Raw genomic sequence first — 20,518 nt, forward strand, 5'->3', positions numbered from 1 at the left:
GCGCGCAACGAAGCGTCCTTCGAGACGCCCGCTTCGCGGGCTCCTCAGGACGAGGGGATTGTTCTCGAAAACGGGAGTCGACGAAGATGCTGGACGCCGCTCTGAAAACACAGCTGCAGGCCTATTTCGCGCGCATCGTCACGCCCATCACGCTCCGCGCCTCGCTCGACGACAGCGAGAAATCCACAGAGCTCGCCGAGCTGCTGCAGGAGGTCGCGAGCATCTCGGACAATATCTCCTATGTGCGCAGCGACGATGATGCGCGCCGTCCCTCTTTCGCGATCGAGCGTCAGGGCGCCGACGTCGGCCTGCGCTTCGCCGCCATTCCGGGCGGTCACGAGTTCAACTCCTTCGTGCTGGCGCTGCTGCATGTCGGCGGCCATCCGCCCAAGGAGGACGAGGAGACTCTCGCGCGCATAAAGGCGCTCGACGGCGAATATCGCTTCGAGACCTATTTCTCGCTCACCTGCCAGAACTGCCCCGAGGTGGTGCAGGCGCTCGACACGATGGCCGCGCTCAATCCGCGCGTGCGCCATGTCGCGATCGACGGCGGCCTCTTCCCCAAGGAGGTGGAGGAGCGCGGCATAATGGCCGTGCCCGCCGTCTATCTGAATGGCGAGCCCTTCCAGCACGGCCGCGCGACGCTGGAGCAGATTCTCGACAAGCTCGACGCCGGCGCCGGCGAGAAGAAGGCCGCGTCCATTTCCGCCAAGGAGCCCTTCGACGTGCTGGTGGTGGGCGGCGGCCCGGCGGGCGCGGCGGCGGCGATCTACGCCGCGCGCAAGGGCGTGCGCACCGGCATTGTCGCCGAGCGTTTCGGCGGCCAGGTGCAGGACACGGCGGGCATAGAGAACTTCATCTCCGTTCCGCATACGGAAGGCCCGCATATGGCCGCGGCGCTAGAGCGTCACGTCGCGGAATATTCCGTCGATGTGATGAATGGCCAGATCGCCTCGGCGCTGGTTCCGGCGGCGCAGGCCGGCGGCCTCGCGGAGCTGAAGCTCGCCAATGGCGCGACGCTGAAGTCGAAGACGATCATTCTGGCGCCGGGCGCGCGCTGGCGGCGCATCAATGTGCCGGGCGAGACGGAATATATGACCAAGGGCGTCGCCTATTGCCCGCATTGCGACGGGCCTCTGTTCAAAGGCAAGCGCGTGGCGGTGATCGGCGGCGGCAATTCCGGCGTGGAAGCCGCGATCGATCTCGCCGGCCTCGCCTCGCATGTCACTTTGCTCGAATTCGACGCGAAGCTGCGCGCCGATGGAATCTTGCAGGAGAAGCTGCGCTCGCTGCCCAATGTGACGATTCTCGTTTCGGCGCAGACGACGGAGATTCTCGGCGACGGCGCCAAGGTGACAGGCCTCGTCTATCGCGACCGCGAGAGCGAGCAGGCGCGCGCTGTGGAATTGGAAGGCGTGTTCGTGCAGATCGGCCTGCTGCCCAATACGGAATGGCTGAATGGCGCGGTGACGCTCTCGCCCTATAAGGAAATCGAGATCGACCGCCGCTGCCACACCTCGGCGCCGGGCGTGTTCGCGGCCGGCGACGCGACGACGGTTCCCTATAAGCAGATCGTCATCGCCATGGGCGAAGGCGCGACGGCGGCGCTGTCGGCCTTCGATCATCTGGTGAGAATGTGACGCGAGTTCGCTTCTCTGTTCGAGAGGCGTGAGCTGCGAAGCGATCCAGGGCGGCCCCTCGTCTCTGGATTGCTTCGCTTCGCTCGCAAAAGCGGCGCGCAGCCGTCAGATCTGCCCTTTGATTTCCAAGAGCTCGACATCGAAGATGAGCGTGGCGTTGGGCGGAATAACGCCGCCGGCGCCGCGCGCGCCATAGCCCAGCTCGGGCGGAATGACCAGCGTGCGCTTGCCGCCGACCTTCATGCCGAGAATGCCCTGATCCCAGCCGGCGATCACCTGTCCGGCCGAGAGGCGGAACTCGAAGGGCTGGCCATGGTCCAGCGAGCTGTCGAATTTCTTGCCCTTGGCGCCATTCTGCGAAACCCAGCCGGTGTAATGCATCTTCAGCATCTGCCCCGGCTCGGCGCCGGAGCCCGTGCCGACCTTAGTGTCGGTGATCTTGATGCCTGTGGCGGTGGTGGTCGTCGCAGGGCTCTGCGCGAGCGCCGGGAGCGGCGCGGCGACGAACGCCAATGCGGCGAGGACGGGCAGAGCGTGGAAACGGAAAACGGCGCGCATGTCGGATCCTTTAGGAATTGGGCGCGGCGAGCAGCCCTGCGCGCAGCGGCGAGGGCGGTCGAGCGGCCCCGCCGATCATCGGCCGCAGGTCGGCCTTCGTGACCTTTGCGGGCGCCGCCGCGAGCCTGTCTGCCTTCGGCGCAGACGGGTGTCAACCAGCGGCGAATGACGCGAGTCGAGGCTCGAGGGCGGGAAGATCGCGCGGGTGGGATGGTGCTGCAAGAGAGGATTGAACTCTCGACCTCTCCCTTACCAAGGGAGTGCTCTACCACTGAGCTACTGCAGCGTCGGGCGGCCTTGTGCCACAGTGATCGCGACTGCGCAAGACGTTCGCCGCTGCTATCCGCCGAGCGGAAGGAGGAAAATCGTCCAAAGGGGAGAAGTGGAGCGAATGGTGGGCGGCACAGGGATTGAACCTGTGACCCCTCCCGTGTGAAGGGAGTGCTCTCCCGCTGAGCTAGCCGCCCGAGGGCCTCACCGAGGCCGAACAGTTCTGTAAGAGACGACGGCGTCTCCCGTCAAGTGCATGCGGAGGCTTCCAGCGCGCCGAGCGAGGCCACGGCCTCCCATAATTCGTCGAAATGCGAGATCACACGGTCGGGGCCGAAGGACGAGACCGGGGTTTCCGTATAGCCGAAATCCACCGCGACCACGGGCACGCCGGCGTTTTTGGCCGTCGCTATGTCGGTCTGCGAATCGCCCACCATCACCGCCCGCGCCGCATGGCCGCCGGCTCTCTCGATCGTCAGCGTCAGCGCGCGCGGGTCGGGCTTGTGCGCAGGAAAAGTGTCGCGGCCGCAAATGGCGGCGAATCGCCCGGCGACGCCCAGGCGCTGCAGCAGCAGAACGGCCAGCTCCTCGGATTTGTTGGTGCAGACGGCGAGCGCGAAGCCGGCCTCGGCGAATCGCTCCAGCGCAGCCTCCGCGCCGGGGAAGAGCCGCGTCTCGACGGCGATTCGCTCGCGATAATGGGCGATGAAATCGGGAAACAGCGCCTCGACCCGCTCCGGCGGGAGCGGCGCGCCGGTGGCCGCGAAGCCGCGCTCGATCATCGCCCGCGCGCCGGCCCCGGCCAGCGTGCGCACGGCGGAGAGGGGCACGGGCGCGCGGCCGTCGCGCTCCAGCAGCACGCCCAAGGTGGCGATGAGATCGCCGGCGGTGTCGGCCAGCGTGCCGTCGAGATCGAAGACCAGAGTCGGCGCGCCGACCATTCGCTGCCCCTACCCTATTCGGCGCCGTCTCGCGATTGCCGCATCGGCGTGTAGACTGCGCCCTGTGATTCGTCGAAGGAGTGTAACCTTGCGCGCAGCCATTCGTCTCCTCTCTCTCGGGGCCGCCCTGGCGGCGCCGGCGGCGCTCGCCGGCAATTACGAGTTTCTCGCCGCCCCGCAGACCGATCTCAACCGCGTCTTTCGCCTGGACCGCGCCAGCGGCGAGGTGGGGGCCTGCCAATATGGGCTGAAGGAGGGCGCGGCCGTCGGCGTGACGCTGTGCTATCCGCCGGGCGAGGGCGCCAAGGCCGGGCAGTTCAGCGAATATGCGCTGATCGCCTCCCGCCATACGGGCGAGGGCGGCGTGTTCCGCGTCGATCTGCGCTCGGGACAGATGTCGATCTGCTTCGTCTTGAACGAGAGCTCGGTGGTCTGCACGCCGCCGGCGAAATAGCGAGACCCCGCATTGGAGACAGCGAGCCCGAGGGCTCGCTCTCGTCCGATCAATTGTTGAAGCGGAAATGCAGCACGTCGCCGTCGGCGACGACATAGTCCTTGCCCTCGAGCCGGAACTTGCCCGCCTCGCGCGCGCCCGCCTCGCCGCGCAGCGCGACATAATCCTCATAGGCGATCGTCTCGGCGCGGATGAAGCCCTTCTCGAAATCCGTATGGATCACCGCCGCCGCCTGCGGCGCGCGCGTGCCCTGCTCGATCGTCCAGGCGCGCGCCTCCTTGGGGCCCACGGTGAAATAGGTCACGAGGCGCAGCAGCGTATAGCCGGCGCGGATGACGCGGTTGAGGCCCGGCTCCTCGAGCCCGACCGCCTCGAGATACTCCTTCTGCTCCTCGGCCGGCAGCACGGCGATCTCGCTCTCGATCTTGGCGGAGACGACGACGCTCGCCGCGCCTTCCTCGCGCGCCCGCGCGGCGACCTTCTGCGAGAAGGAATTGCCCTCCGCGGCGGCGCCTTCCTCGACATTGCAGACATAGAGAACGGGCTTGGACGACAAGAGGCCGAGACCTGCGAGCGCGCCGCGCTCCTCCGGCGCGATCTCGACGAGACGGGCGGGACGGCCGTCGCGCACCAGATCGAGGCAGCGGCGCATCAGATCGAGCAGCTCCTTGGCGTCCTTGTCGCCGCCCTTGGCCTTCTTCTCGAGCGGGAGGACGCGCTTTTCCAGGCTCTCGAGATCGGCGAGCATCAGCTCGGTCTCGATCGTCTCTATGTCGCGGATCGGATCGACGTCGCCCTCGACATGGGTGATGTCGCCGTCCTCGAAGCAGCGCACCACATGGGCGATGGCGTCGCATTCGCGAATATTGGCCAAGAACTGATTGCCGAGCCCCTCGCCCTTGGAGGCGCCGCGCACGAGGCCGGCTATGTCCACGAAGGTGAGGCGCGTCGGAATGATCTGCTTGGAGCCGGCGATCTCGCAGAGCTTTTCGAGCCGCGGATCGGGCACGGCGACGTCGCCGACATTGGGCTCGATCGTGCAGAAGGGGTAATTGGCCGCCTGCGCCGCCGCCGTCTGCGTCAGCGCGTTGAAGAGGGTCGACTTGCCGACATTCGGCAGGCCGACGATTCCACATTTGAAGCCCATGGCGTCCCGTTTCCTCGCGCAATCTCGCTGCGGCGCGGTATGGGCGGGACCGGCGCAAAAGGCAAGGGGCGCGGCCGCGGCGCAGCGTCTCCATAATTCCGCCCCGCAGAAAGGCGCATCCTCGCAGCGCGGGTTGACCGCGCGCCTCGCAAGGCGGAAAAGCTTCGACAAAAGCAGAGCGTCGGCGAATCTCGAGGGCGCGATTCTGGCGCGGAACCATATGCGAAACAGATTACGAATCGGACGAGCTGGTCGCGCGATCGCGACATTCGCGGCGGCGGGATTGCTCGCAGCGCCGCTCATTCCCGCGTTGGCGCAGACCGCCGCCGAGCCTTCGGCGGCTCCGGCCGCTCCTGTCGCGCCGGCTCCCGCGCCGACCGCGGCTCCGGCGGCCCCAGCGCCTGCGCCCGTTCCTGCGCCTGCCCCTTCCCCCGCCTCCGCGCCCGCAGCCCCGGCGGAGCCCGGCGCCGCGCCGACGGCGGCCCCGCAGGCCGCGGTCGCGCCCAAGCCGAAACCGAAGCCGAAGCCCAAGCCCGCGCCGCCGCGCGAGATGGCGCTCTCCGACGATCCGACCCCTGCGCTGCAGCCGGAGACCTTCTTCGCCACCTCGCTCGCCTCCGAGCGCTATGCGGCCATCGCCGACGCCGGCGGCTGGCCGAAGGTGGGGACGCCATTGCAGCCCGGCGCGCGCGGCAAGGCGGTGGCGGCGCTGCGCAAGCGCCTCGCGGCTGAGGGCGATCTGCCGGCGGAGGCAGCCGGCGGCGAGGCCTGGGACGCGGGCCTCACCCAGGCGGTCAAGCATTTTCAATTCCGCATGGGGCTGAGGCAGACCGGCGCAGTCGCCGGCGCGACGCTGCGCGAGCTGGACATCCCCGCCTCGGTGCGCTTCCGCCAGCTGGCCTCCTCGGCGCAGCGGCTCGCCGGCAATGATTTCCCCTTCGGCCCGCGCTATATCGTCGTCAACATCCCCTCCGCCGCGGTCGATGCGGTGGAGAACGGCCATGTCGTGCGGCGCTATACGGCGATCGTCGGCGATGTCGAGCATCCTTCGCCCGAGGTCGAGGCGAAGATCGGCGCGGTCAATCTCAATCCCACATGGACGGTCCCGGTCTCGATCATCAAGAACGAGATCATGCCCAAAATGCAGAAGGACCCGTCCTATCTCACCAAGGCGCGCATTCGCGTCTTCGACAATCACGGGACCGAGGTGGAGCCGAAATCGATCAATTGGGCCAGCGAGCGGGCCGTCAATTACACGCTGCGCCAGGACAGCGGCGCGCAGAACTCGCTCGGCTCGATCCGCATCGCTATGCCCAACAAGCACGCCGTCTATATGCACGACACGCCGAGCAAGCGGCTCTTCGCGAGCGACTACCGCTTTCTCTCGCATGGCTGCGTGCGCGTCGAGGGCGTCTATGACCTCGCGGCTTGGCTGCTGGAGGGCGCGCCGGGACAATGGGACAAGGCCGCGATCATGTCGAAGATCGGCGGCGAGCGCCAGGACGTGACTCTGCCAAAGCCCGTGCCGGTCGTATGGGTGTACATGACCGGATGGGCTTCCGCGAATGGCACGGTCCATTTCCGCAACGATATATATGGGGTCGACGCAGTGGGCGAAGCGCGCGGAGATCGCTGATTCGCTCCAGATTTCGGAGGAATCCACGATGCGCGCTTCGATTGCTTTCGTCGCGGCTCTGCTCGGCGCGCTCAGTGCGGCGCAGGCCGGCGAGCGCCCTTCCCGCCAGCCGCAGCCGGCGCAGACCTATGTCGTCGTCCCCGTGCAATTCTGCGAGAAAATGTGTCCCGAGGACTTCGCGCCCTGCGATCCGATCTATTTCAAGACCGCCGATGCGCGCTGCGCGCAAGTGGGCGTCGGAAGGTGAGGCGCGACTCCTTCTCCCGCGAGCGGGAGAAGGATGCTCTAATCGTCCAATCCCCGCGCGCTCTCGTGCCAGCGTGAGAGGGCGAGACGCGACAGCGCCGTCAGCCCCGCATAAATGACGATTCCCGCCAGCGAGACCAGCGCCAACGCCGCGAACATGCGCGGAATGTCGAGCCTGTAGCCCGCCTCCGAAATGCGGAAGGCGAGGCCCGCCCCCTGCCCCGCCGCGCCGGCCGCGAGCTCCGCCGCAATGGCTCCGATGAGCGCGAGCCCGCCGCCGATGCGCAGCCCGGCGAAAAACTGCGGCAGCGCCGCCGGCGCGCGCAGATAGACGAGCTTGCGCCAGGGCGAGGCGCGATAGAGATCGAAAAGCTCGACCAGTGAGCGATCGACCGAGGCGAGGCCGAGCGAGGTATTGGCGAGAATGGGGAAGAAGGCGACGAGAAAGGCGCAGACCAGCACCGCCTCGGCGGGGGCGAGATAGACCAGCAGCAGCGGCGCTATGGCGATGATGGGCGTCACTTGCAGCACGATGGCGAAGGGCATCAACGCGCGCTCCATCCAGCGCGAGCGCGAGATGAGCAGAGCCAGAGCCACGCCGCCGATCGTCGCCAGCGCCAGCGCCTCCAGCGCCGTCGTCAGCGTGACGAGGAGGGCGGCGAAGAGAAGATCCCTGTCCTTCACCAAAGTCTCGGCGATGACGCTCGGCGCGGGCAGCACATAAGGCGGAATGGCCCAGAGGCGCACCGCAGCCTCCCAAGCGGCGAGCGCGGCGGCCAGCACAGCCAGCGGCAACAGCGCCTCGCGAAGCGGGCTCGGCTGCGTCATCGCAGCTCCTCCCCATAGGCGCTGCGCAGAGCGGCGGAAGCGCGCCGGCAATATTGCGCGAATGCGGGGCTGGCGCGGAATTCGTCGTCGCGCGCGATATTCGCATCTATGTCGATCGTATCGACGATCGCGCCGCCGCGCGCGGAAAGCGCGAGAATGCGCGTCGAGAGATAGACGCTCTCGTAAATGGAATGGGTGACGAAGACGATCGTGGTGTCGAGCCTTCGCTTCATCGCCAGGAGATCGTCGCCGAGACGAAAGCGCGTCACCTCGTCGAGCGCGGCGAAGGGCTCGTCCATCAGCAGCAATTTCGGCCGCGTCACCAGGCCGCGCGCTATGGCGACGCGCATTTTCATGCCGCCGGAGAGCTGGCGCGGCAACGCCGTCTCGAAATCGGCGAGGCCGACGAGAGCGAGCGTCTCGCGCACCAGCGGCGCGGCGGCCTCGCGCGTCTTGCCGGCGAGTCGCAGCGGCAGATAGACATTGGCGAAGACATCGGCCCAAGGCAGCAGCGTCGCCTCCTGAAACACGAAGCCGATGTTATGCGCCGCCGCTGCGTCATGCCAATCGACGGCGCCGGCGCTCGGTGTCGCGAGGCCGGCGATGAGCCGCAGCGCCGTGGATTTGCCGCAGCCCGATGGGCCGAGCAAAGTCAGAAACTCGCCGTCGCGAAGATCGAGATCGAAATTCTCCAGCGCCGCGACGCCATTGGCGAAGCTCTTGCCGATCCCGCGCAGCGAGACCAGAGGCTCCGCGGCGCCCATCGTCACTGCGCCCCCGCGGCATGCGAAGGCCGCAGCTCCAGCCCGACCTTCTTGTTCACGAAGCGCGTGGTGTAGCCCTGGGCGATAGGAAGATCGGCGGGGAAGACGCCGGCCTTGGCCATTTTGTCGAAGAAGCTGCGCACGCGCGCGTCGGTCATCGCGCCAATGCCGAGGCCGAGCGAATCGCCGGAATCGACAATGCCCCGCTCCTTCAGCTTCTCGACGGAATAAGCGAGCTGGCCCTCGGACATTTCGGGATTGTCCTTGCGGATGGCGGCGTTGGCGGCGCTATTGTCGCCGTAGATGTAATGATACCAGCCGATGATCGACGCGTCGACGAAACGCTGCACGAGATCGGCCTTGGCCTCGATCGTCTCCTTGCGCGTCTCGATCGTCGTCGAATAGCTGTCATAGCCATAATCGGCGAGCAGAAACACATTGGGCGTGAAGCCGCCCTGACGCGCGATCTCGAAAGGCTCCGAGGTCAGATAGCCCTGCTGAATCGATTTCCTGTCGGCGAGGAAGGGCGCCGAGTTGAAGGTGTAGGGCTTTATCTTCTCTTCCTTGAAGCCATAGGCCTGTTTCAGCCATTGATAGACCGAGACGAGATTGTCATTGCCGACGAAAGCGGTCGCCTTGGGCAGATCCTCGAAGCGATCGAAGCCCTCGCCCGGATGCGACATGAAGATGATCGGGTCCTTCTGGAACATGCTGGCGACGGCGACGATGGGCGCCTTCTGCTGCACGGCGGAGAAGGTCTGGATGAGATTGGCGCCCATGCAGAAATCGACGCGGCCGGCGGCGAGCAGCAGCCGCGCGTTGGACTGCGGACCGCCCTGCAATATTGTGACGTCCAGGCCGTATTTGGCGTAAGTGCCGTCGACGAGGGCCTGATAAAAGCCGCCATGCTCGGCCTGCGCCCGCCAATTGGTGGCGAAGGAGACCTTGTCCAGCGCGAGCGCCGGGAGGGCGGAGAGGAAGAAAGCCAAAGCCGCGATCTGTGCTGCGAAGCGTTTCGTCATCGATTGCCTCACCTCGATATTTTCAACGATCTTCGGGTTCTCCCTTCTCCCACTCTGTGGGAGAAGGATGCGCCCTATGGCGATCCCCGTCCGAAAGGTCTACCCTCTCCGCCATGCTTCCGTCCCGCTACTGGATCGACCTCGCCACCACCGAATTCCGCGACCTCGAGATGGAGCGCGTCATCGCCGTGCTGCCCATCGCCGCCGTCGAGCAGCATGGGCCGCATCTGCCCGTCGGCGTCGACGCTGAGATCATGCGCGGCATGATCGAGCGCGTCGTCGATCGCCTGCCGGACGATCTCGACGCGCTGTTCCTGCCTTTGCAGGCGATCGGCGTCTCCATCGAGCATGGCGATTTTCCCGGCACGCTCAGCCTCTCGCATGAGACGGCGCTGCGCCTTCTCTGCGAGATCGGCGAAGGCGTCGCCCGCGCCGGCTGCCGCAAGCTCGTACTCCTCAATTCGCATGGGGGCAACTCGGCGCTCATCTCCCAGGCGGCGCTGGAGCTGCGCATTCGGCGCGAGCTGCTCGCCGTCTCCTGCTCCTGGCATCGCTTCGGCTATCCCGACGGGCTGTTCGGCGAGGAGGAGATCCGCCTCGGCATACATGGCGGGGAGATCGAGACCTCGCTGATGCTCGCGCTCGCGCCGGATTTCGTCGATGTGGCGCGGGCGCGGCATTTTCGCTCCGCCAGCGCCGATTTCGAGCGCGATTTCACCTGGCTGCGCGCCGACCGGCCGATCGGCTTCGGCTGGAAGACGCAGGACCTCTCCAAGGAAGGGGCGATCGGCGACGCCGCGGCGGCCAGCGCCGCCAAGGGCGAGGCCGCGGCCGATTATTGGGCGACCGCCTTCGTCGAGCTGCTGCGCGACGTCGAGGCCTTCGATCTCGCGCGCTTGGCCGGCGCGCCGCCGAAATAGCGCCGGAAACGCCACAGGGAACCGGCCTTTCGCCGGTTTTGGAGGCTTTCGTCCCGGCGCGGTTCGGTCTACAACGCGCGCAACTGCGCAGCCAGACGCCGGAGAGGCCCGATATGACCGAAATCATCGATATTCACGCTCGCGAGATACTCGATTCGCGCGGCAATCCCACGGTCGAGGTCGAGGTCGTGCTGGAGGACGGCTCCTTCGGCCGCGCCGCCGTGCCGTCGGGCGCCTCCACCGGCGCCCATGAGGCTGTGGAGAAGCGCGACGGCGACAAGACCCGCTATCTCGGCAAGGGCGTGCTGGACGCCGTGCAGAGCGTGAATGACGAGATCGCCGGCGAGCTCGTCGGCTTCGAGGCCGAGGATCAGGTGGCGGTCGACGAGGCGCTGATCGAGCTCGACGACACGCCGAATAAGTCGCGCCTCGGCGCCAACGCCATTCTGGGCGTCTCGCTGGCCGTCGCCAAGGCCGCCGCCGACGCCTCCTCTCTGCCGCTCTACCGCTATATCGGCGGCGTGCAGGCGCGCGTGCTGCCGGTGCCGATGATGAACATCATCAACGGCGGCGTCCACGCCGACAATCCGATCGACTTTCAGGAATTCATGATCCTGCCTGTGGGCGCGCCCACGGTGCGCGAGGCGATCCGCTGGGGCGCGGAAGTGTTCCACACGCTGAAGGCGGCGCTCAAGAAGGCCGGCCTCTCCACCTCCGTCGGCGACGAGGGCGGCTTCGCCCCCAATCTCCCCTCCGCCGAGGCGGCTCTGGACGTGATCGTCGAGGCGATCGTGACCGCCGGCTTCGTGCCGGGCGAGGACATTTATCTCGGCGCCGACGTCGCCTCGACCGAGTTCTTCAAGAACGGCAAATATGTCTATGAGGGCGAGAAGGTCACGCGCACCATAGAGGAGCAGGTCGCCTATCTCGCCAAGCTCGCCGAGGCCTATCCGATCGTCACCATAGAGGACGGCATGGCCGAGGACGATTGGGAGGGCTGGCGCCTCCTGACCGACACGCTCGGCGACAAGATTCAGCTCGTCGGCGACGATGTGTTCGTCACCAATGTCGAGCGTCTGGCGCGCGGCATCGACGAGGACGTCGCCAATTCGCTGCTGGTGAAGGTCAATCAGATCGGCACGCTGACCGAGACGCTCGCCGCCGTGGAGATGGCGCATCGCGCCGCCTATACGACGGTGATCTCGCATCGCTCCGGCGAGACGGAAGATTCGACCATCGCCGACATCGCCGTCGCCACCAATAGCGGGCAGATCAAGACCGGCTCGCTGGCGCGCTCGGACAGAGTCGCGAAATACAATCAGCTCATCCGCATCGAGGAGGAGCTGGGACCGGCGGCGATCTACGCCGGCCGCAGCGCGCTGAAGGCGCTGGCCTGATTTCCCTCTCCCCGCGCGCGGGGAGAGGGTCAGGGTGAGGGGCTCGGGGTCTCGAGCGGCAATGCCGCTCCCGCTCCGGGCCCTCGCTCTTTCGACCATTCCGCCTCTCGCCCCGGCCCCTCACCCCAACCCTCTCCCCGTGAACGGGGAGAGGGGGTAGTTCCGAGCTTCCCCCATGCCCATGGAAAAGACCTTCGACCCCTCGACCATCGAAGCGCGGATGCGCGAGCTCTGGGAGGAGGCGGGCGCCTTTCGCGCCGGCCGGCCGGAGCGCGCCGGCGCGAAGCCCTTTTCCATCGTCATTCCGCCGCCGAACGTCACCGGCTCGCTGCATATGGGCCATGCGCTCAATAATACGCTGCAGGATATTCTGGCGCGCTATCATCGCATGCGCGGCGACGATGTGCTGTGGCAGCCGGGCACGGATCACGCCGGCATAGCGACGCAAATGGTGGTCGAGCGCAGGCTGATGGAGCGCCAGCAGCATCGCCGCGAATTGGGCCGCGCGAAATTCCTGGAAGAGGTGTGGGCCTGGAAGGCGGAATCGGGCGGCGTCATCGTCGAGCAGCTGAAGCGGCTCGGCGCCTCCTGCGACTGGTCGCGCGAGCGCTTCACGCTGGACGAAGGGCTTTCCCGCGCCGTGGTGAAAGTCTTCGTGCAGCTCTATCGCGACGGGCTCATCTATAAGGACAAGCGCCTCGTCAATTGGGACCCGAAGCTGCTGACCGCCATCTCCGATCTCGAGGTGCAGCAGATCGAGGTGAAGGGCCATTTGTGGCACTTCAAATATCCTGTGGTCTATCACGACGGCCAGCCGACCGGCGAGTTCATCACCGTGGCGACGACGCGCCCCGAGACCATGCTCGGCGACACGGCTGTCGCCGTGCATCCAGAGGACGAGCGCTATAAGAAGCTCGTCGGCAAGAATGTGCGCCTGCCTCTGGTCGGCCGCCTCATCCCCATAGTGGCGGACGAATATTCCGATCCCGAGAAGGGCACGGGCGCGGTGAAGATCACCCCCGCGCATGACTTCAACGATTTCGAGGTCGGCCGCCGCCACGGTCTGCGGCTCATCAATGTGCTCGACGCCGAAGGCGCGGTGACGCTGAAGGGAAATCGCGACTTCATAGATAGCACCCCATTTTCGCACGAACTCGATGTAACGATCGAGGCGCTTGAAGGGCTCGACCGCAACGCCGCCCGGGCGCGCGTCGTGGCGATGATGGAAGAGCGTGAGCTGCTCGCGGAAGTATCTGACCATAAGCATATGGTTCCGCACGGCGATCGCTCGGGCGCTGTACTGGAGCCGCGCCTCACCGACCAATGGTATGTCGACGCCAAAACGCTGGCTCAACCAGCGCTTGATGCTGTGCGCTCCGGCCACACCAATTTTGTGCCGAAGAATTGGGAGAAGACCTATTTCGATTGGCTCGAAAACATCCAGCCCTGGTGTGTGTCGCGCCAGCTCTGGTGGGGCCATCGCATTCCGTCATGGTATGGGCGGAAAGAAGTGGGCGATAGCCAATGGGCCTCCATTGAAGACCCCGAAATCTTCGTCGCACACACCGAAGCAGAAGCAATCGCCTTAGCGGAAGCCCGATATGGTCGCCCCGTGCGCGTGATCGATACGCCGCGTGGCGACCTCGACCCAGTTTTTCAACAAATCATCGACGATGAGGTTTCTGGCAAGCCTCGCTGGGAACCAATCTGGCGCGACGAAGACGTGCTCGACACTTGGTTCTCTTCGGCGCTCTGGCCCTTCTCGACGCTGGGCTGGCCCGACGAGACGAAGGAACTCGATCGCTATTACCCCACCAATGTTCTGGTGACGGGCTTCGACATCATCTTCTTCTGGGTCGCCCGCATGATGATGATGGGCCTCTATTTCAAAAAGGAGGTCCCCTTTCACGACGTTTATATTCACGCCCTCGTCCGCGACGAGAAGGGCGCGAAAATGTCGAAGTCGAAGGGCAATGTCATCGACCCGCTCCACCTCATCAACGAATATGGCGCGGACGCTCTGCGCTTCACCCTCGCGGCCATGGCGGCGCAGGGGCGCGACATAAAGCTCTCGACGCAGCGCGTCGTCGGCTACCGCAATTTCGCGACCAAGCTGTGGAACGCCTCGCGCTTCGCCGAGATCAACGGCTGCGCGCGCGTCGCCGGATTCGATCCGAAGAATAATCAGATCACGCTCAATCGCTGGATCGTCAGCGAGGCGGCGCGCGCCTCCGCCGAGATCGCCGCGGCGATCGAGGCCTATCGCTTCAACGACGCCGCCAATGCGGCCTATCGCTTCGTCTGGAACCAGTTCTGCGATTGGTATCTGGAGCTGGCGAAGCCCCTGCTGCAAGGCGAGGACGGCGCCGCCAAGGACGAGACGCGCGCCACCACGGCTTTCCTGCTCGATCAGACCTACGCGCTGCTGCATCCCTTCATGCCCTTCATCACCGAGGAGCTGTGGGGCGTGAAAGGTTTCGAAGGTCCCGCGCGGGAAACGCCGCTGGCGCTGGCGCAATGGCCCGATCTCGCAGGGCTCGAGGACGCCGCCGCGGAAGCCGAAATCGGCTGGATCGTCGATCTCGTCTCCGAAGTGCGCTCCGTGCGCTCGGAGATGAATCTGCCCGCCGGCGCGGAAGTGCCGCTCGTCCTCGTCGGCGCCGACGCCGATGTGCAGTCGCGCGTGACGCGCTGGGACGAGACGCTGCGCAAGCTCGCGCGCCTCTCGCAGATCGGCTTCGTCGACGCCGCGCCCAAGAGCAGCGCGCAATTGATCGTGCGCGGCGTGCTCGCCGCCATACCGCTGGAAGGCGTCATCGATTTCGCGGCCGAGAAGGTGCGTCTCGCCAAGGAGACCGCCAAGCTGGAAGGCGAGGCGAAGAAGATCGAGGCCAAGCTCGGCAACGCCGATTTCGTCGCCCGCGCGCCGGAAGAGGTGGTCGACGAAAACCGCGAGCGTCTCGAGGAGACGCGCGAGCGCATCGAGAAGCTGACAGCGGCCGCCAAGCGCCTGGGCTGACGGAGTTCGCCGCCGAGTGGGCGGCGCCCCGCGAACCCCACCCCGTCCGGCTATCGCCGGCCGACCCTCCCCTTAAAGGGGAGGGTAATCGCGCGACTTTCGGCATTCATCTGATTGTCCTGCGCGGCGCCCTCTCCCCGCTTGACTCGCGCCCCCGCAATGCCGCACGCCACGCGGCATGAGCACGCCCTTCGACGACATCCGCAATCTTCTCGCCGACCTTCCCGCCCCCTGCCGCGACAGCCTGGACGCCGTGCGGCGGCGCGACGCCGAGCTCACCAAGCCGCCGGGCTCGCTCGGGCGGCTCGAGGAGATCGCCGAATGGCTGGCCGCATGGCAGGGCCGCGCGGAGCCCAAGATCGAGCGGCCGCTCGTCGCCGTTTTCGCAGGCAATCACGGCGTCACGGCCAAGGGCGTCTCCGCCTTTCCCGCCGCCGTCACGCGGCAGATGCTCGATAATTTCACGGCCGGCGGCGCGGCGATCAATCAGATCTGCAAGGCCCATGGAATCGGCCTCAAGGTCTTCGAGCTGGCGCTCGAGCATCCGACGCGGGACTTCACGGAAGCCCCCGCCATGGAGGAGCGCGAGGCCGCCGGCACTCTGGTCTATGGCATGGAGGCGGTGGACGGCGGGATCGATCTGCTGGCGCCGGGCGAGATGGGCATTGGCAACACCAGCGCGGCGGCGGCGATCTACGCCGCGCTCTATGGCGGTCCGGCGGCGCGCTGGACCGGGCGCGGAACCGGCCTCGACGATGAAGGGCTCGCGCGCAAGAACGCCGTCATCGACGCGGCGCTCGCCTTTCACGCCGGCCATTTGTCCGACCCTCTGGAGATTTTGCGCCGGCTCGGCGGGCGCGAGATCGCCGGCATGATGGGCGCGATGCTCGCCGCGCGGCGCAATCGCGTTCCCGTGCTGCTCGACGGCTATGTCGCCTGCGCAGCGGCGGCGCTGCTGCATGCGCTGAACCCGGACGCCATCGCCCATTGCCTCGCCGGCCATGTCTCGGCGGAAGGCGCGCATAGGGATGTGCTGGAGCGGCTCGGCAAGAAGCCGCTGCTCGATCTCGGCATGCGGCTCGGCGAGGGCTCCGGCGCCGCTCTGGCGATCGGCCTCGTCAAGGCGGCGCTGGCCTGCCACAGCGGCATGGCGACTTTCGCCAGCGCCGGCGTCAGCGGCAAGGACGGCTGATCGTCAGGAGGCGGCGGCCGCGGCCTTGCGGCGCTTCGCCTCGGCGCGCATCAGATCGAGGCATTCCTTGGTGGAGGCCATGTCCAGCGCGGTGAGGCCGAGGTCGGTCTCGAAAGACGGGTCGGCGCCGGCCGCCATCAATTGCGCCACCGCGCGGGCGCGGCCGGAAGAGGCGGCGAACATCAGCGGCGTCGAGGCGTTCACATTTATGTGCTGAATGTCGATTCCGGCGCGGATCAGCAGCGCGATATTCTCCTCTATCTCGCCGACGCAGGCGAGCCACAGCGCCTGATTGCCGTCCACATTGGTCGCATGAATATCTGCGCCGGCCTGCAGCAGCTCGGCGACCAGCGCCGGCGGGGCGAGGCGCGCGGCGACCATCAGCGGCGTCACATTGTCCTTGTTGCGGCCATTGGCGTCGCCGGGCGCAAAGCCGTGCTCGGCCAGAAAAGCCTCCAGCGCCGGGCTCAGCGCCGCCGCGGCGGCGGGCGCGGAACGCTCGGCGATCGCCCAGGCCTCATAGCCGCCGTCGAGGCTGTAGACGTCGGAAAATCCCTGCTCGACGAAATATTTGGCGTAGGCCTGGCTGGAATTGCCATGATAGCAGCAGAAAATCACCGGCCGGTCTTTCGGCGTCAATGTGACGAAGGAGGAGATGTTCTCCCGGCTCGCCGGCTCGGCCCCGTCTATATGGCCGCGCGCGAAAGAATCCGGGTCGCGCACATCGATCACCAACGCGCGCCCGCGCCCGATGATCTGACGCGCCGCGGTGACGTCGATCCTGCGAAAATTCGCCTGCATGCCGCATTTCTCCCTACGATCGCCCCGCGACATGCGAAGTCAGGGCCAACCGCGCCTCGGGGACGGCGCGCGCTGGTTTTCGGCGCCCTCGTCGGCTAGGCTCGCGGGAGGAGGCGCGACATGCGGGACACGGCGGAGAATTTCGAGGATCGGGCGCGGCTCGACGGACGCATCGCGCTGGCGATCGTCACTTTCGCCACCGCCTATGGGCTCGTCGCTCTGCTCGATCGCGTCGGCGCGCCGGAGCGGCTGGTGGTGCTGGTGTCGCCCTATTTCACGGTCGTCGCCCTCGCCGCGCTCGGCTTTCTGCTGCATTCGATGCGCGTGTCCTTCTATTACGCGGCGGGACGCGCGGCGCCGGCCGCCTATGTCGGATTTGCGCAGGCGGCGCTCGTCACCGGACTCGCGGCGCCTTTCGCGGCGCGGCTCACCGGCGCCGGCTCGCCGCTCGGCGTGACGCTCGGCCTGCTGCTCGGCGTCGCGCTCATCGGCGCCGCCACCGGGCCGATGCTGCGCAAGACCGGCGCCTTCTCTCTGTCCGATCTGCTCGCGGCGCGCTTCTCGCGCATGGAGCCGCGGCTCGGCATGATCGCCGTCGCCGCGCTCACCTCGGCGATCGTGGCGCTCGCCGGCTATCAGACGGCGGTGGACGCGCTGGTCGGCTTCACCGGCGCGGGCCGGCCTTTCGCGGCCTTTTTCATCGGCGCGGCGATTCTGCTCATCGCGGGGCCGGGCGGCGTCGGCGGCGTGCTGTGGAGCGCCTGCGCCGCCGCAGGCGTGCTGGTCGCCGGCTTCGCCCTGCCGCAGATCGCCCTGATGACGGAAGGCTTTCCGACGCCCTTGCCGCTCATCGGCGATCAGACCGCCTGGAACGAGGCGACCCGCATCATCCAGAATTGGCGGCTGGCGCGGCCGGCGCCGGCGGCGCTCGAGATCGCCACCGCGCTCGGCCTGGCGCTCGGACTTGCGACCCTCGCGCCCGCCCTCGCCCCATCGGTGGCGACGCGGGACGCCGCGGCGGCGCGGCGAGCCGGGATCGCGGCCCTGTTCTGGACGCTGACGGCGGCGGCGCTGGTGGCGGCGACGGTCGCCTCCTCCGCGCTGATCGTCTCCAATGTCGCCGTCGGCCAGACGCCGGAACGGCTGCCCGAATCGATCTATTCGGCGAGCGCGCGCGGCCTGCTGCAGATCTGCGGCGCCAAGGCGGACGGGCCGGCGCAGGCGCGCGCCGCCTGCCTGGCCCGCAAGCTGGCGCCCGCCGCGCCGCTGCGAGCGGAGGATATTTCCGTGCGCGCGGAATATCTCATCGGCGCGCTGCCGCAATTGGCCAAGCTCGGCGCCGCGCTCAGCGGCCTCGTCGCCTCCGGCGTCATCGCCGTCGGCCTGGCGCTGGCGGCGGCCAGCCTGCACGCCTGCGCCGCCGCGGTCGGCCATGACGCGCTCTATCGTCTGCGCGCCGAATCGGCGCTGACCAGCCGCCGCCTCGCCATCACGCGGCTGGCCCTCGTCGGCGTCACCGCGCTCGGCTCGGCGACGAGCGCGGCCAACGCCATAGACGCGCGCACGCTGGTCGGCATGGCGCTCGCGCTGTCGGCGGCGGGCTTCGTTCCGCTGATCGGCCTCGCGCTGTTTCCACGCGCGCAGGACCGCGATGCGATGATCGGCCAATTGGCTGGCGTCGCGACAATGGCGGTGACGCTGATCGTCGATTCGTCGCCGCCGGACATAGAGCAGCTCGCATGGGCCGGACTCTGCGGCGCCATCGCCGGGCTGCTCGCCGGCGGCGTTTCGGCGCAGGCCTTCTCGAGAGAGACGCGGAAATCACGTAATTTCGTAGAGGAGATTTTACGCGGCGACGGCAATGTGCTACATCTCGACAAAGGAGCCTGACATGAAACTTTGTGTAACATCGTTATAAGAAGAAGATGGCGATGGCGAAAAAGCACAATTCGGGTAAAAATGTCAGCGTTGTTGCAAGAGAAAGTTCTGAGCTTCCTGCCGAGGCGGCTCATGTCGACGATCGCCGCCAGAGCTTTATAACATTGGGCGGCTGCTCGACTTACGAGAGCGGCCAGAGGCTGAATGAAGGTCTTTTCCGATCGCGCGGACATTTGTGGCGCCGCCCGACGATTTCGCTGGTCGCCGATCCGATCGAGAAAATCGATTCGCGCTTCTCCTGCCTGCCGCCGCAATTCCTGACCTATCTCGTCAATGACGCGAAGAAGCTGCATCTGCCGAATCTTCTGGAGATAGACGCAGAGCTGCTGATCTTCGACATAACGCGCGATCTGCGCACAGGCGTCATCGCGCTCAGCGAGACGCAATTCGTCATCGATCCGCTCGAGGGCGTCAATATTATCGAGGGCCTGACGCCCGAGACGATGAATGAGGAGGTCTTCGACAAGATCTTCAAAGGCGGCGAGCGCATTTCCTTCCACGCCAATTGGGCGCGGTTCTTTCCGCTGTGGAAGCGCGCCTTCGCGCGATCGATCGAGATATTGTCGAGGAAGTTTTCGCGCCTCGTGCTGCTCGAGCATTATTTCACCTGCAAGGTGAATGGCGTCCCCTACACCTATGACTTCGCGCCCGGAGCCGCGGAGACAGCGAATATCGCGCTCGAGAAAATGTATGATTTCGCGCGCAGCTTCGACTGCGTCTCCTTCGTCTCGCTGCCGCGCAAGCTGTTCATCACCGGCCGCGAGGTCCCCTGGGGCGGCCCGAGCGACACGCATTACCTGCCGGAAGTCTATCTTCTCTACGCCGAGAAGACCGCGCAGCTGCTCTTCCGCGATCGCGAGGACGGCAGCCGCGCCATCATCGATCAGCTCTTCCTACGGGCGGCGGAGCGCGACGATCTGATCCGGCAGATTCAGGCTCTCACCGCGGAGCGCGACCAGCTGGCGACCGCCAACGCCGCTTTCGCCGGCGCGCGCGATGCGGCGCTCGAGGAACGGGACGAGATGCGAGCGGGGCTCGAAGGCGCGGCCGACGATAGGCTCACGCCCAGCGACGATCATACGCCCGCCACGACGGAGAATGACGCCGCTTTCGTCGAGCGCGAGAGCGCGGCGATCGAGGCGAGAGTGATCCGAGCCGAGCGCGACGCCGCCGTCGCGGAAAAGGCCGCGGCCGTCGCCGAGCGCGCTCTCGCGCTCTATGAGAAAGAGGCGATGCGAAGGGAGCGCGACGCCGCCCTCGCGGACTATGAGCGCATCATGGGCGAAAACGTCGCCATGGCCGCCGAATGGAACAAGGAAACTCACGAGAAGGAGGCGATGCGGGCCGAGCGCGACGCGGCCATTGCGAACGCCGAGGCCATTGCGGCGGACCGTGATCGCATTATGAGCGAAAACGCCGCCATGGCCGCCGAATGGAGCAAGGAGGCGCATGAGAAGGAGGCGATGCGCGTGGAGCGCGACACCGCTCGCGCTGACGCCTACGCCTTTGCGGCCGATCGTGATCGCGTCCTGGCCGAAAGCGCCGCCTTGCTCGTCGAGCGCGATCGGGCGTCCAGCGAGATCGACGAGATCATCGCCCGGCTCGAAGCCGCTCTCGCGCATAGCGAGGCGCTCGCCGCCGAGCGCGACCGCCTCGCCGCCGAAAAGGCCGCGCTCATCTCCGAGCGCGACTATGCCCGCGACGCGCTGCTCGAGCGCCCGGTCGGCGCCGCATAAGGCGAGCCG

The 20,518-nt window shown here is 66.8% G+C and carries 17 protein-coding genes and 2 tRNA genes; 10 read left to right on the plus strand and 9 right to left on the minus strand.

Annotation, left to right across the window (positions count from 1 at the left end; all coding sequences use genetic code 11):
- The first annotated feature begins 86 nt into the window (after nucleotides 1-86).
- Nucleotides 87-1,640 carry an alkyl hydroperoxide reductase subunit F gene (ahpF, locus tag METLW4_RS0113275; RefSeq protein ID WP_018266703.1) on the plus strand — a complete coding sequence of 518 codons (1,554 nt, stop codon included), beginning with the start codon at nucleotides 87-89 and terminating at the stop codon, nucleotides 1,638-1,640.
- Nucleotides 1,641-1,745: 105 nt separating this feature from the next.
- Here the strand turns inward: ahpF and METLW4_RS0113280 are convergent, their stop codons facing one another.
- The 4 genes from METLW4_RS0113280 to METLW4_RS0113295 all read right to left on the minus strand — a co-directional run bounded on the left by METLW4_RS0113280 (nucleotide 1,746) and on the right by METLW4_RS0113295 (nucleotide 3,409).
- The gene (locus tag METLW4_RS0113280) at nucleotides 1,746-2,198 is read right to left on the minus strand and encodes an FKBP-type peptidyl-prolyl cis-trans isomerase (protein ID WP_018266704.1); all 453 of its coding nucleotides are present in this window, start codon (nucleotides 2,196-2,198) and stop codon (nucleotides 1,746-1,748) included.
- A gap of 211 nt (nucleotides 2,199-2,409) precedes the next feature.
- Nucleotides 2,410-2,484 (minus strand) — tRNA-Thr (locus tag METLW4_RS0113285).
- A gap of 106 nt (nucleotides 2,485-2,590) precedes the next feature.
- Nucleotides 2,591-2,665: transfer RNA gene (locus METLW4_RS0113290), tRNA-Val, on the minus strand.
- Nucleotides 2,666-2,716: 51 nt separating this feature from the next.
- Nucleotides 2,717-3,409 (minus strand): HAD-IA family hydrolase, encoded by a 693-nt coding sequence (locus METLW4_RS0113295; protein ID WP_018266705.1) that lies wholly within the window; start codon nucleotides 3,407-3,409, stop codon nucleotides 2,717-2,719.
- A gap of 88 nt (nucleotides 3,410-3,497) precedes the next feature.
- Between METLW4_RS0113295 and METLW4_RS0113300 the strand changes: the two genes are divergently transcribed.
- Complete coding sequence (locus METLW4_RS0113300) at nucleotides 3,498-3,863, plus strand: hypothetical protein (protein WP_018266706.1); 366 nt, start codon at nucleotides 3,498-3,500, stop codon at nucleotides 3,861-3,863.
- 49 nt (nucleotides 3,864-3,912) lie between these two features.
- Here METLW4_RS0113300 and ychF read toward each other — a convergent pair whose 3' ends face one another.
- Nucleotides 3,913-5,010: a redox-regulated ATPase YchF gene (gene ychF, locus METLW4_RS0113305; RefSeq protein ID WP_026191488.1), complete on the minus strand. Its 1,098-nt coding sequence runs from the start codon at nucleotides 5,008-5,010 to the stop codon at nucleotides 3,913-3,915.
- A gap of 283 nt (nucleotides 5,011-5,293) precedes the next feature.
- Here ychF and METLW4_RS24850 point away from each other — a divergent pair, with 283 nt between their 5' ends.
- Both METLW4_RS24850 and METLW4_RS0113315 read left to right on the plus strand, forming a co-directional pair.
- Nucleotides 5,294-6,646: a L,D-transpeptidase family protein gene (locus tag METLW4_RS24850; RefSeq protein WP_245258451.1), complete on the plus strand. Its 1,353-nt coding sequence runs from the start codon at nucleotides 5,294-5,296 to the stop codon at nucleotides 6,644-6,646.
- 28 nt (nucleotides 6,647-6,674) lie between these two features.
- Entirely contained in the window at nucleotides 6,675-6,893 is a 219-nt protein-coding gene (locus METLW4_RS0113315; RefSeq protein ID WP_157235116.1) for a hypothetical protein, read from the plus strand.
- A 38-nt stretch (nucleotides 6,894-6,931) separates the two neighbouring features.
- Here the strand turns inward: METLW4_RS0113315 and METLW4_RS0113320 are convergent, their stop codons facing one another.
- The 3 genes from METLW4_RS0113320 to METLW4_RS0113330 are packed head-to-tail and all read right to left on the minus strand — an operon-like array spanning nucleotide 6,932 to nucleotide 9,506.
- The gene (locus METLW4_RS0113320) at nucleotides 6,932-7,720 is read right to left on the minus strand and encodes an ABC transporter permease (RefSeq protein ID WP_018266710.1); all 789 of its coding nucleotides are present in this window, start codon (nucleotides 7,718-7,720) and stop codon (nucleotides 6,932-6,934) included.
- Entirely contained in the window at nucleotides 7,717-8,484 is a 768-nt protein-coding gene (locus tag METLW4_RS0113325) for an ABC transporter ATP-binding protein (RefSeq protein ID WP_018266711.1), read from the minus strand. Before METLW4_RS0113325 ends, METLW4_RS0113320 begins: the two co-directional genes overlap by 4 nt.
- Before the next feature lie 2 nt (nucleotides 8,485-8,486).
- A complete protein-coding gene (locus METLW4_RS0113330) occupies nucleotides 8,487-9,506 on the minus strand; it encodes an ABC transporter substrate-binding protein (RefSeq protein WP_018266712.1) in 1,020 nt (339 codons plus the stop codon).
- Between the two features lie 113 nt (nucleotides 9,507-9,619).
- On the opposite strand from METLW4_RS0113330, the gene METLW4_RS0113335 reads away from it, so the two are divergent.
- From METLW4_RS0113335 to cobT, 4 genes are all read left to right on the plus strand, one after another.
- On the plus strand, nucleotides 9,620-10,426 hold the full coding sequence (locus tag METLW4_RS0113335) for a creatininase family protein (protein ID WP_018266713.1): 807 nt from the start codon (nucleotides 9,620-9,622) through the stop codon (nucleotides 10,424-10,426).
- Nucleotides 10,427-10,539: 113 nt separating this feature from the next.
- Nucleotides 10,540-11,823 (plus strand): phosphopyruvate hydratase, encoded by a 1,284-nt coding sequence (gene eno, locus METLW4_RS0113340; RefSeq protein ID WP_018266714.1) that lies wholly within the window; start codon nucleotides 10,540-10,542, stop codon nucleotides 11,821-11,823.
- Between the two features lie 181 nt (nucleotides 11,824-12,004).
- Nucleotides 12,005-14,842 carry a valine--tRNA ligase gene (locus METLW4_RS0113345; RefSeq protein WP_018266715.1) on the plus strand — a complete coding sequence of 946 codons (2,838 nt, stop codon included), beginning with the start codon at nucleotides 12,005-12,007 and terminating at the stop codon, nucleotides 14,840-14,842.
- Nucleotides 14,843-15,020: 178 nt separating this feature from the next.
- Nucleotides 15,021-16,034: a nicotinate-nucleotide--dimethylbenzimidazole phosphoribosyltransferase gene (gene cobT, locus METLW4_RS0113350; RefSeq protein WP_018266716.1), complete on the plus strand. Its 1,014-nt coding sequence runs from the start codon at nucleotides 15,021-15,023 to the stop codon at nucleotides 16,032-16,034.
- 3 nt (nucleotides 16,035-16,037) lie between these two features.
- On the opposite strand, the gene glpE is transcribed toward cobT, so the two are convergent.
- Nucleotides 16,038-16,835, minus strand: a complete 798-nt coding sequence (glpE, locus tag METLW4_RS0113355) for a thiosulfate sulfurtransferase GlpE (protein ID WP_018266717.1) — start codon at nucleotides 16,833-16,835, stop codon at nucleotides 16,038-16,040.
- A 120-nt stretch (nucleotides 16,836-16,955) separates the two neighbouring features.
- Between glpE and METLW4_RS0113360 the strand changes: the two genes are divergently transcribed.
- Both METLW4_RS0113360 and METLW4_RS0113365 read left to right on the plus strand, forming a co-directional pair.
- Nucleotides 16,956-18,725: a hypothetical protein gene (locus tag METLW4_RS0113360; RefSeq protein WP_018266718.1), complete on the plus strand. Its 1,770-nt coding sequence runs from the start codon at nucleotides 16,956-16,958 to the stop codon at nucleotides 18,723-18,725.
- Between the two features lie 221 nt (nucleotides 18,726-18,946).
- Complete coding sequence (locus tag METLW4_RS0113365; protein WP_157235118.1) at nucleotides 18,947-20,509, plus strand: DUF6270 domain-containing protein; 1,563 nt, start codon at nucleotides 18,947-18,949, stop codon at nucleotides 20,507-20,509.
- The last annotated feature ends 9 nt before the right edge of the window (nucleotides 20,510-20,518 follow it).

The organism is Methylosinus sp. LW4 (genome assembly GCF_000379125.1).
Classification (GTDB): domain Bacteria; phylum Pseudomonadota; class Alphaproteobacteria; order Rhizobiales; family Beijerinckiaceae; genus Methylosinus.